The following is a 12,208-nucleotide window of genomic DNA, read 5'->3' on the forward strand; positions in this document are numbered from 1 at the left end:
GTTTTTTATTCATCTCCTCTTACTATTATTGAGAATAGTTAAATCTTGATTCGCAGTAATTTCTGAAGCGGTTTCCATCTGAACTACGGATGAATTTTGTTTGGGAATCAAATATTTGCCAAATTTACTATACAAAGCCGGAAGTACCAATAAAGTTAATGCTGTAGAAGTAAACAAACCACCCAATACAACTATCGCTAAAGGTTGCAAAATTTCTTTACCCGCACCAGTCCCAATTACTAACGGAACCATACCTAATGCAGATGTTAAAGCTGTCATCAAAATAGCAACAAGTCTTTCCATTGAACCTTGGGAAATTACTTCTCGTAAAGGCATTCCCATTGCAAATTTGCTGTTATAGTTTTCTACTAAAAGCAAACCGTTACGAGTAGCTACACCGAATAAAGTGATAAATCCGACCATTGACGCTACCGAAAGAATACCACCACCCAAAGCAACGGAAAAAACTCCACCGGCTAATGCTAAAGGTAGATTACTCATAATCATTAAGGTTGCTGGTATTGATTTAACGGCGAAGTACATCAAAACGGCGATGACAATCATTGATAAACCGCCAAATATCAGGAAATTTTGGGAGGCTCGTTGTTCCGATTCAAACTGACCGCCATACTGAATAAAATAACCAGATGGTACTTGTACTTGCTCTTTGACTTTGGCGCGAATTTCATCCACAGCAGAACCCAAGTCTCTACCGGAAACGTTTGTAGAAACAACTATTAAGCGGGAAACGTTTTCTCGGTTAATGGTATTGGGACCAGTTCCGTAATCAATTTTTGCTACTGCTGCTAAAGGTATTTTTTGTCCATTGGGAGTATCTACAAGCAAATTGCGAATGGTGTCTAAGTTATTACGTGCTTCTGGTTTTAACCACACCAATAAATCAAAAAGCTGCTGTTTTTCTAATACCTGGGATACTACCCGACCATTTAATGCAGTTTCGGTTATTTCTGATAAATCTCCTACAGAAATACCGTAACGAGCCGCAGCATCGCGGTCAAACTTGATTTGTAACTGTTTTATCGGTACTTGCGGTTCTAGCTGCAAGTCTACCAAACCAGGAATATCTTGCATTACAGCTTCTACTTCTTTCCCCAAAGCGCGTAACTCTTCAAGTTCGGGACCGAATATTTTCACGGCGATCGCACTTCTGACACCGGACAAAATTTCATCCATGCGATGAGAAATAAAACCTCCGATAATCGCTACCGAACCAGGTATTTTGGCGAATTCCTCTCTTACTTTTTCTACCGTTGCTTCCCTATCTTTCATTCCGACATCGCTAATCTCAATATCGAGGTGCGCTAAATTTACAGGTGCAGCATCCGCATCTCCAGGAGCGCGTCCGGAACGCATCTGCACTGATGTAATCCGGGGGTCATCTTTGAGTGCTGCTTCAATTGCGTTTCCAGCTTGGTTGGTAACTTCTAAGGATGTACCGGGATAAAGCAGCATGGAATTAACTAAAGTACTTTCCTGAAATTCTGGTAAAAATACTCGTCCCAAGGTTGTAAAAATCAACATTGATGCCACAAAAGCTGCAACAGCAGTTAGAATCACCACGTTGCAACGTTTGATAGAAAAATTCAACAGGGGACGGTATAGCTTTTGCGACCAGCGAGTTAACCAGGTTTCATCATCCCGCAGTCTCTTTTTGGTTAGCAGTATGGCGCACAATGCCGGAGATAAAGTCATTGCTACCAAGGTTGAAGATAAAATTGATACCAAATAAGCCCAGCCCATCGGTGCAAAAATTCGACCTTCTACCCCAGTTAAAGTAAAAATTGGTGCGAAAACTACGGCTATAATTACTGTCGAAAAAATAACGCTGGTTCTTACCTGTACTGAAGTGTCAAATACCACCTGGAAAGGATGAACGGGATTTTCTGCTTGCTGGTTTTCCCGCAATCCCCGGTAGGCATTTTCCATATCAACGATAGAATCATCCACAACCGAACCGATAGCTACTACCAAACCTCCCAAAGTCATAGTATTAATACCTTGACCAAAGAAATTGAGAATCATCATCCCAATTAACACCGACAAAGGAATAGCGCTAAGGGTGATAATTGCAGTGCGCCAGTTCATCAAAAACATCAGCAAAATAATTGAAACAATTATCGTGCCATCCCTGAGAGAACTGGTAACATTTTTTATAGCATCATCAATAAAATTTTGCTGGCGAAAAGTAACTGTATACTTAACATTCGCTGGTAAACTAGGCTCAAGTTCTGCCATTGCCGCTTCTACAGCCCGACTTATCGTAGGAGTATCAGCTTGGGGTTGTTTGTTAACCATCACCACAACCGCAGGTTGGGTATTAAAACTACCATCACCCCGTTTTAATGCTGCACCAATTTGGACATCGGCGATATCTCTTAATAATACAGGGGTACCATCGCGAGCGGTAACTACTGATTTCTGTAAATCCTCAATTTCAGTAACTCTTCCGATACCGCGAATTAATAACTCCTTATCTGGGTCAATTAAAAAACCACCAGCCGCATTATTATTAGCTTTTCTCGCAGCTGCGGTAACTTGTTCTAAAGAAACATTAAAAGCCTTTAGTTTAGCAGGGTCAACTAAAACTTGATATTGGCGGGTATCTCCCCCATAAGAAATTAATTGCGAAACACCCGGAACAGCGAGAAGACGGTTTGTCACAACCAAATCAACAAATCGTCTCACCTCCATCATGTCAGTTGTGGTTTTCCCTTCTTCTGAATCGATAGTAAAAGCGTAGGAAAGTACTGTTCCGATGGGGGAACTAATCGGGGAAATCTGTGGTGATTCAATATTATCTGGCAGTTTTTGCGATGCTTGCTGCAATCTTTCGGTGACTAACTGTCGAGCTTGATAAATATCGGTTCCCCAATTAAAAATAACTTTGACAACAGAAATACCAACCCCAGAAGAAGAGCGTACAGTTTCTACACCGGGAGTACCATTGACAGCACTTTCAATCGGTAAACTAATTAGAGATTCGACCTCTTCCGGAGCTAACCCTGGTGCTTCGGTTTGAATTTCTACTTGGGGTGGAGCAAAGTTAGGAAAAACATCCAAAGGCATTTGAGTTAGGTTGTAAACTCCTAACATCGTGATAATAACTGCCCCAATAACCACCAGCCACCGCTGTACAATCGACCATTTCAGAATATTATCAATCATGATTGCAGTTTATGAGTCAGAATTATTTTTCGAGGTGGATTCTAGCTGACCAATTTGAGTTGTTGGTTCGTGATGGTTATTTTTTATTTCTTCTTCTAACTCCGGTAGTGTAATAGACTCGCTACCTAACCCTCCTGCATAAGCTGCAACCATGCGTCTTTGGCTGCGACGACCAGACATGGTTCCTGCTGCAAAAGCACCACCAGCAACTACCGTTCCTCCCAAGGTTGCAATTAACCATAAAGGTAAGGGAAAATTATTAGTATTAGTTTCTTCTGAGTGCAAATGCTCATCTTGCGAGTGGTCATCTTCTTTTTTACCACCACCCCTTAAAGACTGAGCGTAAAGTTGCGTAGCACGTTGAGTAACTACTGCATCTCCCTCAAATAAATCCCTGGTAACTTCGATTAAATTCCCAGAAGTTTGACCAAATTCAGGTTCAACAGATTGAAAAGCCTTACCATTTTTGATATAGATTAATTTTTTACCATTGGCATCCACCACAGCAGAAGTAGGAATTGCCAAAACTGGCGTATCTGTTTTATCCGTAACCACTTCCAACTCAGCAAACATTCCCGGTTTTAATTGACCGTTAGCGTTATTAATTTCAGCTTGTACTGGTACTACTTGCGTTTCTCCTTCTACCACCGAGCCAATTCGCTTAATCCGACCTGTAAAAATTTGATTGGGTACGCTCGCAACCTTTACATTCACTGGTTGACCAACTTTTACCTTACCCAAATCTTTCTCATAAATACTTGCTGTAGCAAAAACCTCGCGGTCATTAACAATGGTCATCAACTGACTACCAGCTTCTTCAAAAGATTGACCGATGCTTACTTGTCTGTCAGCAACTTGACCGGAAATAGGAGCCGTCACCGTTATCAACCCCTTTTTATTAGCAATAGCCCCTAGTTGAGCTAATCGAGTTTGATAAGTAGTATTACTAAGATTAATACGTTCTTTCGCTACCTTAACAGATGCTTGAGCGCGTTGAAGTTGATTTTCTGCTTCAATAACATCTCCGCGACGATTGGCTTTAGCAAGTTCCGCTTGAGCTTGCGCTAATTGAGTTTGAGACTCTAAAGCCGTGCGACGTGGTAAAGCGCCATTAACCGCCAACGAGTTGTCTTTGTTATACTTTTCTTGAGCAAATGCTACTTGACTTCGCGCTTGAGCTATTTCTGCTTTAGCGATATTTTGATAGCGATTGTAATTTTGTTGAGCCAACTTTAAATCCGCTAAAGCTTGTTGTAAATCGGCTTGACCTTGTGCTAATTTTTCCTGGGATTCAACCCGCAAATTTACGAAATCAGGGCTAGTTAACACAGCAACAGGTTGACCTTTTCTTACCCTTGCACCTGGTTCTACCAACAACTCAGCCACCTTTGCTCCAGGAATCGGAGTTGTTACCTCGGCTCTTTGACTAGGTAAAGTTTCAATTTTACCCGTCGTTTTAATGCCAACGTCCAAACGCTGACGTTTCACTGATTCAACTTTAATTCCCAACCGTTTCGCGGTTTGCTCATCTACTTTGACTTCTCCACTTGATTCGCTTCCACCTTGAAACGCACCACTTCCGTGATCGTGTCCCGCACCTGCTAACACAGATGTCGGAGCGTTTATCAAAATTAAACTCAGGGCTAAGGTAGAAAGAAAATTAAGAACTGGTGCAGAACCTTGAAAACGGTTGGAAATTCGCATAAACATTATCTTCCTCGTGTGAGCTTATCTCTGGAATATTGGCATTTTGAAAGAAGCAGTACTAGACTTCATGCAATCTTTCTGCTGATTGAGATGCTCCTGTAAGTACAACGAGCCACTACTAACTTTCTTTTCCAATTCTTTCACACCCAAATGAAAAATCGGTGAAATTTTTAGATGATTTTCTTTTGAGCAAATATATTCAAATGTTTAAAATCCTTGTTTGACAATCAATACGGTGTCAATCTTGAGAGGATATACCTACTTGTATAAATAGAACTGACTCCGTTCAAAAATAACAAAGAGACGTTGCAATGCAACGTCTCTACAAAATTATTGGTTTCAAGATTAGCATTGAATGAAGATAGACAATTTAACAACCACCTACTTCGTAAAATAAAGTCTGAGAAACTAACTTAAACTTTCAATTAACTTTATTACTCGTTGTTTAACTTCCTCACGGATACGACGGAATGTTTCAATATCTTTACCTTCGGGGTCATCGAGTTGCCAGTCTTCAAATATATCTCTTGTCACCCATTCTGGTGGTAAATTTACACCGCAACCGCATAAAGAAATCACGGCATCGTAATCTTCTGGATTAAAATCACTTAAAGGTTTGGATTTTTGATTGCTGATATCAATGCCAATCTCAGACATGATTTCTACTGTTTTGGGGTCTACAAAACTCGATTCTAAACCCGAACTAGTAACGCCTATTTTACCTTCTCCTAAAGTACGAGCGAATGCTTCTGCCATTTGAGAACGGCGAGAATTTTTCTTACACACAAACATGATTTTTTTCATGGTATTTCCAATTGTGAGATTAACAAACAGTTGAGTTGAAAAACTTTTAAGATAACCAAAGGCACTAAAATTTAGGCAGACAATTATCTACACTGATACCTGCTTTGATTGCTTCTTGTTTACGTTCGCTGTAGCGGTTCGTAAGATAATCTGCTTCGGAGCGTAACAACAAGGTAAATTTATACAATTCTTCCATGACATCAATAATGCGATCGCGATATGGCGAATCTTTCATGGTTCCGTCTTCGTTAAACTCTTGGTAAGCTTTGGCAACGGAAGATTGATTGGGAATGGTAAACATCCGCATCCAACGTCCTAAAAGGCGCATCGAATTTACGGCATTAAAAGACTGAGAACCACCGTTCACCTGCATTACAGCCAAAGTTCTACCTTGAGTTGGTCTAACTGCTCCTATACTTAAAGGAATCCAGTCAATTTGATTCTTGAGAATACCAGTAAGATTACCGTGCATTTCTGGAGATGACCAAACTTGACCTTCTGACCATTGGGTTAATTCCCGTAGCTCTTGGACTTTGGCATACGATTCAGGTACGCTTCCCCGAATCGGTAAGTCATGGGGATGAAAAAACTTAACTTCTGCACCAAATCCAGCAATGATTCGGGCTGCTTCTTCTGCTGCAAGCCGACTGTAGGAACGCTCTCGTAAGGAGCCGTATAAAAATAATATTCTGGGTGGATGATTGAAATCGGTCATAATTATTGAATTAACGGAAATCTACGGAAGATTTGACTGCTGTTTTACCCAAGCTTGAGCAGCTATTTGAATGACTTTATATTTACTTAAGAGAACTATCGTCGTTATTCATCCGTATCATTAAAGCTGGGCGCGGATCGCGTAAAGTCGCCTTTTCCGGTTCCCGTGGAAACCAAGCTGCGGTACGCTTACAAAATTCAACCAGCATCAACATTAGTGGTACTTCAATCAAAACCCCTACTACTGTTGCTAAGGCTGCACCGGAATTCAAGCCAAACAGCATCACCGCTGTAGCAATAGCGACTTCAAAGTGATTGCTAGCACCAATTAAAGCAGCGGGTGCGGCATCTTCGTAAGATAAATTTAGCTTCAGCGCTGCTACATATGCAATCAAGAAGATGAAATTGGTTTGGATAAAAAGCGGTACGGCAATTAATAAGATGTGTAGGGGATTTTCTACAATTAATTCGCCTTTAAATGCAAACAATAGTACCAAAGTTAACAGTAAAGCGGTGATAGAAATTGGAGTTAGATACTTTAAAAATCGCCTCTCAAACCATTCTCTACCTTTATTTTTCATAATCCAGTAACGGCTGAATATCCCGGCTATCAAGGGCAATCCTACGTAAATCAGTACCGACAACACGATAGTTTGCCAAGGTACGGATAAATTATTAGCTGCTAACAACCATCTACCCAAGGGTGCGTATAAAAACAGCATTGCCAGGGAATTCACCGCTACCATCACCAAGGTATGTCCTTGGTTGCTGTAAGAAAGATATCCCCACATCAATACCATTGCCGTACAAGGGGCAATTCCTAACAAAATCGCACCAGCAATGTAAGAATTTGACAGCGCAACTTCGCTACCGCGAATTATTTCGCTTCCCTCAATCAAAGGACGAAATAACCATCCTAAGAAAAACTGAGCAAATGCCACCATCGTAAATGGTTTAATCAACCAGTTAATCACCAAAGTAAGAATTACAGGTTTGGGAGCGCGGATAGCATGAACAGCTTGGCTGAAGTCAATTTTTACCATGATGGGATACATCATGAAAAATAAACACACCGCAATGGGAATAGATACCTGAAACACGCTCATAGCATCCAATGCCGTTGCTATCCCAGGAAATGTTCTTCCCAATGCAATCCCGGCAATAATGCAGAAAAACACCCAAACTGTAAGATATTTTTCAAAAAAGCTCAGATTGCTCCCAGCTTTAACTGGTGCTTTATTTGCTTGCGAATTATTCGTACTCATCTGTAAACCCCGAAATATCTATAGTTAAGTGTTAAAATTCGGCTCGTTTCCGCAATACTTCATCGATAGTTAAATCCAGACGGGCTTGTCCCTCAAATACCGTTCCTGCTTTACCTCTAGTAAAATGAAGCTTATCTAGGCTATAAGCATCTTCTGGTAAAGGTACATACCCCACAGAACTAACTGTTGTGGGCGCTTTTTCAATATAGAAATTTACAAAGTCTCTCACCCCTGCTTTCTTTTGAGCAGACTTAATATTTACATAGATAAACAGAGGACGAGAAAGTGGTTGATATTCTGCTTTTTCAACCGTTTCTCTTGAAGGTAATACTGCTCCTTTACCGTTATCTATTCCTAAAGCTTTTAATTTATCTTGGTTTTGTTCGTAATACGCATAACCAAAATAACCTAAAGCATTGGAGTCTTTACTGACACCAGAAACTAGAACCTCATCGTCTTCGCTGGCTGTATAGTCACTACGACTATCTCCAGATTCACCGACTACCGCTTTTGTAAAGTAGTCATAAGTACCCGATTTATCCCCAGCACCATATAAACTTAACGGCTTATCGGGAAAAGAAGCGCGTACCTGTTTCCAGTTGGTAATCTTTCCTTGGGCTGATGGCTCCCAAATTTTCTTTAATTCCGCTACCGTAATCTCTTTTGCCCATGTATTTTGGGGATTCACCGCTACAGTCAAAGCATCAAAAGCTATAGGTAGCTCGGTAAATATTACACCGTTGGCGGTACAGGTTTTCAATTCCTGCTTCAGAATCGGACGTGAAGCGTTACTGATATCTGTTTCTCCTTTGCAAAATCTTTCAAAGCCACCTGTAGTACCGGAAACGTCTACTTTGACTTCTGCTTGATTCTGTTGTTGAAATTCTTTAGTTACAGCCTGTGTAATTGGATATACCGTACTCGAACCATCAATTTTTATTGTGGTTTCAGAATTACTAACCTCAGATACTTTTCCCTGGGACACAGTAGTGCTAGGAGTGTTAGACGTGTTCGTACAGCTAGCCGTCAGAACTAATACCCCTAGCATCAGAGCCATTTTCGTTGCTGTTGCTTTCATGGTACGTACTTACATTGACTTCAAGGGAACATCTCTATCATTTCAAAAAAAATTGATGTTTCAAGTAAACGATATCACAATACCGAAAAACATATCAAAAAAAATTGATATGAGTATTAAGAATCTTTACAAGCAGGTGCGGGTAATACTTGGTTGATGAGCCGGTATTGTGCGAGGTAATCCTCTAAAACCTCAAACTGAGCCGAGTTGAGACTGTAATAAATCCAGCGTCCTTCCTGACGAGCATAAACTAATTTAGCTTCTTTAAGATTTTTGAGATGAAAAGATAGCTTAGATTGACTTACCTCTAAAATATCGCATAAGTCACAAACACACATTTCTTGTTTTTTGAGTAATTGCAAAACTTGAATCCGCAGTGGCTCAGACAGAGCATGAAAGCCAGCAATGATGATATCGTTTGTATGAGTAACTTGCATTGCTGTAAGTTGAAATTATTGGGCTGCCTTTCCATCTTAATTTACATTTGATGCGAAATTTTGTGCTGAAACTATACTTTGTTCAAAGGTTGAGAGTTAATTAACCTTCTAAACGAGTACCCCAACACAGATGTGATTTTCTTTGCTATTACTGCCATAGTTTTTGCTAGCATTGTTAACTCCAAGGGAACATATCTATCGTTGCATCAAAAAAACTTGATGCTTTAGTTAAGCTATACCACAATACCGAAAAAACAAGTCAAAAAAAATTTTTATATATATTAAGAATCTTTATGATGATGAGAAATGAATGCTTATGCAGATGAATAGTATTGTTCCATAGCAACAAATGAAGCCAATTAAAGGCTGTAATAATGCGTCGTGGCTTTCTTGATAAGTGTAGACTAATTCAGTTTTAGTTATAGATTTTTGGGAACTTGCTACAAAGACAATGCATTAGTCCGATAGAAGGTTGTAATAATATTCGGATCGTTTTTTTGCACATAGATGTAGGCAAGAGATTGATACAAAACCTGTCAGTCTCTTGCAGCATTTTTCCTGTGAGTTTAATAGATGCTCTTTATGATAACTAATTATGCGGACTTGATGTAACCCAAGATAGCACCGTAAATAACTTTGGAGGTAATATCGGCAACCGTATAAATAATTTGTCGCGTTACTGCTCACTTTTTTAGCTTGGCTAATTATTCAAAAAAATACGCGATTTCTTTCCATATCGTTGTAGAAAAGCCAGAGCTTGTCGCTGTAGCTGTAGCACTCTTTGACGAGAAATACCCATTCGCTGACTAACTTGATTTAATGTCAATTCTTGTCCATCTTCTAAACCATAACGCAAGGTTAATATTTCTTGCTGTTGAGGAGAAAGTTTGGATAACAAGTCTTTAATAGTTTGGTTGAGGGATTCTTTTAAAACGTAGTCTTCTGGAGAAAAACTATTGTCTTCTAACAAATCTTTTAAATCTGTATTTTGTTCTTCTCCCACTCGTACATCTAAAGACATCGGTTTACGAGCCAAACTTAAGTAATCTCGAATTTGACTTGGTTTCACTTCCATTACCTCAGCAATTTCAGTCACAGATGGATTGCGACCAAGTTTTTGTGATAATTCTCGTTGAACTCGTTTGATTTTATTTAGTTTCTCCGTGATATGAATCGGTAAACGAATTGTGCGAGATTGCTGGGATATTGCTCGCGTAATTCCCTGACGAATCCACCAGTAAGCGTAAGTAGAAAACTTGTATCCCAACGCTGGTTGAAATTTATCAACTGCTCGCTCTAATCCTAAAGTTCCTTCTTGAATCAAGTCGAGAAAATCCAGATTACGTTTCTGGTATTTTTTAGCAATTGTGACTACTAAACGCAGATTAGCCGCAATCATTTTTTGTTTAGCTCGTTGTCCCCGATCTATTTGTTCGAGTAGTTCTGTATCATTCAATTGAGCCTTGTCTGACCATTCTTGAAGAGTTGGTTGACGCTGTAACTTCTTAGATAATTCTTCTTTAATCGCTAACAAAGACATCCGTTGCTGAACTTTTTTAGCCAAATTAATTTCTTCTTCGGAAGTTAACAGCGGTATGCAAATTATATCTTGAAAATAACTACCGACAGTATCTTTTGAAGATTTACAAGTTTTTTTACTGTCCTTATTTGGTTGAGAAATAGGGTTAGACATAAGATAATTAGCTTCTACTGAACGCACGCTGGTTAATCTTGAAAAAAGTTTTGCTTAAGTATTAAGTTTGAAAATAAGAAGTATTTTTGATGATAAACCCTTTGTAATTTATTATGTTTGATAAATTTATATAAATCAAAGAATCAAAAGAAAGAGGTTGTACTTTGAAAGCAGAGTTTCGCTAAGTACAACCAAGTGGTGTGTGTGTGAGGAGTGATTTATTTGAAATCACAATGTAAACGTAAACAATATAAATATTCACGTTCACTTACTAGTATGTTATCTAAAAATGAAATTAAGATGAAATTTATCAAGGTTGGGAGAATTATTTAAAAACTTAACTGGCGCTAAAATCTGGTTCGTCTTCTTCGAGTAAAACTTTCATAACTAGCGATCGCCTTTTTATGCAAGCCCTAACTAACACGCAGTCGGGCTATGCCTACAGGTACTGTTTGTTTTGAATCAACAAAATTAACAAACACTTTGTACAGCATTTCGCCCCTGGTAGCACGTAATTTTCTAACTTTGTTCATCTCTATAGTAAGCTTTGTTCCAGGAGGAACGGGTTCGGAAAATGTTAATACTGCTTTCTTCTCATCGATAGCAACAGAGGCGTTAATCTTTTCTCCCGATTGATTAGAGACATCAATATTATCCCTTAGCACTATATTATTTGGGGCTTCAATAATAATTTTTGACACAGCATTACTTTGTTCAGAAATGGCAATTTTTAAGGTATGTCTAAGAATGCTCCAATGGCGAATACCTTTAGGAAATTCTGAAAAATTAGTAATACGAGCAAAATTGGTAGCTGCTGTTGTTGGTTGTGCTATAGCAGTACCAATTGATACGGCTAATGTGAAAGTAGCGGCAGTATAAAATAATATTTTTTTCATTCTGAGAGGGTTTTAAAAGTAATTTTTAGATTACATTAATACTATTTTTTCAAATATTTTCAGAGAGTAAAATGCTACAACAATAGTAATAATGTAATCATTTAATATTCATCCACTAACTTGAGATGTTAGATGTCTTAGACTTAGTATTACGTCGGCGTGTTTGAAACCACATAATAATTCCTGTAACGGCAAGCATCAGCAAACCAAAAGCATTTAAGAATGGATAAATCATTTCTAGATTAATACGACCAAATTTACCCCTATGCCATTCCAGAAGCCAGAGAAACTCCTCAGTTTTACCACTAATTACTGCTATGTGAAACAAAGAACCCGTAATCAAACTTAGTATTGCAGGCAACAACATGATTGGGGCAAACAACGAGTGCAGTTGACGGATGCGAGCTTTATTTAATGCCATAGTTAGC

Annotated in this window: 10 protein-coding genes; all 10 read right to left on the minus strand. The window is 39.0% G+C overall.

The window, feature by feature from the left end; all coding sequences use genetic code 11:
• Positions 1-9 precede the first annotated feature (9 nt).
• The 10 genes from RIV7116_RS08610 to RIV7116_RS08655 all read right to left on the minus strand — a co-directional run bounded on the left by RIV7116_RS08610 (position 10) and on the right by RIV7116_RS08655 (position 12,201).
• Positions 10-3,186 carry a CusA/CzcA family heavy metal efflux RND transporter gene (locus RIV7116_RS08610; protein WP_015117905.1) on the minus strand — a complete coding sequence of 1,059 codons (3,177 nt, stop codon included), beginning with the start codon at positions 3,184-3,186 and terminating at the stop codon, positions 10-12.
• 9 nt (positions 3,187-3,195) lie between these two features.
• Positions 3,196-4,890 (minus strand): efflux RND transporter periplasmic adaptor subunit, encoded by a 1,695-nt coding sequence (locus RIV7116_RS08615; RefSeq protein WP_044290826.1) that lies wholly within the window; start codon positions 4,888-4,890, stop codon positions 3,196-3,198.
• A gap of 411 nt (positions 4,891-5,301) precedes the next feature.
• Positions 5,302-5,697: an arsenate reductase, glutathione/glutaredoxin type gene (gene arsC, locus RIV7116_RS08620; protein ID WP_015117907.1), complete on the minus strand. Its 396-nt coding sequence runs from the start codon at positions 5,695-5,697 to the stop codon at positions 5,302-5,304.
• A gap of 64 nt (positions 5,698-5,761) precedes the next feature.
• On the minus strand, positions 5,762-6,412 hold the full coding sequence (arsH, locus tag RIV7116_RS08625; RefSeq protein ID WP_015117908.1) for an arsenical resistance protein ArsH: 651 nt from the start codon (positions 6,410-6,412) through the stop codon (positions 5,762-5,764).
• 82 nt (positions 6,413-6,494) lie between these two features.
• Positions 6,495-7,676 (minus strand): ACR3 family arsenite efflux transporter, encoded by a 1,182-nt coding sequence (arsB, locus tag RIV7116_RS08630; protein ID WP_015117909.1) that lies wholly within the window; start codon positions 7,674-7,676, stop codon positions 6,495-6,497.
• Between the two features lie 31 nt (positions 7,677-7,707).
• A complete protein-coding gene (locus RIV7116_RS08635) occupies positions 7,708-8,754 on the minus strand; it encodes a PstS family phosphate ABC transporter substrate-binding protein (RefSeq protein WP_015117910.1) in 1,047 nt (348 codons plus the stop codon).
• A gap of 116 nt (positions 8,755-8,870) precedes the next feature.
• Complete coding sequence (locus RIV7116_RS08640) at positions 8,871-9,191, minus strand: helix-turn-helix transcriptional regulator (protein WP_015117911.1); 321 nt, start codon at positions 9,189-9,191, stop codon at positions 8,871-8,873.
• A 700-nt stretch (positions 9,192-9,891) separates the two neighbouring features.
• A complete protein-coding gene (locus RIV7116_RS08645; RefSeq protein ID WP_044290827.1) occupies positions 9,892-10,884 on the minus strand; it encodes an RpoD/SigA family RNA polymerase sigma factor in 993 nt (330 codons plus the stop codon).
• A gap of 413 nt (positions 10,885-11,297) precedes the next feature.
• Positions 11,298-11,780, minus strand: a complete 483-nt coding sequence (locus RIV7116_RS08650; RefSeq protein WP_015117913.1) for a DUF2808 domain-containing protein — start codon at positions 11,778-11,780, stop codon at positions 11,298-11,300.
• Positions 11,781-11,895: 115 nt separating this feature from the next.
• On the minus strand, positions 11,896-12,201 hold the full coding sequence (locus tag RIV7116_RS08655) for a hypothetical protein (protein ID WP_015117914.1): 306 nt from the start codon (positions 12,199-12,201) through the stop codon (positions 11,896-11,898).
• Positions 12,202-12,208: the final 7 nt, after the last annotated feature.

It is taken from the genome of Rivularia sp. PCC 7116 (assembly GCF_000316665.1).
Lineage (GTDB): Bacteria > Cyanobacteriota > Cyanobacteriia > Cyanobacteriales > Nostocaceae > Rivularia.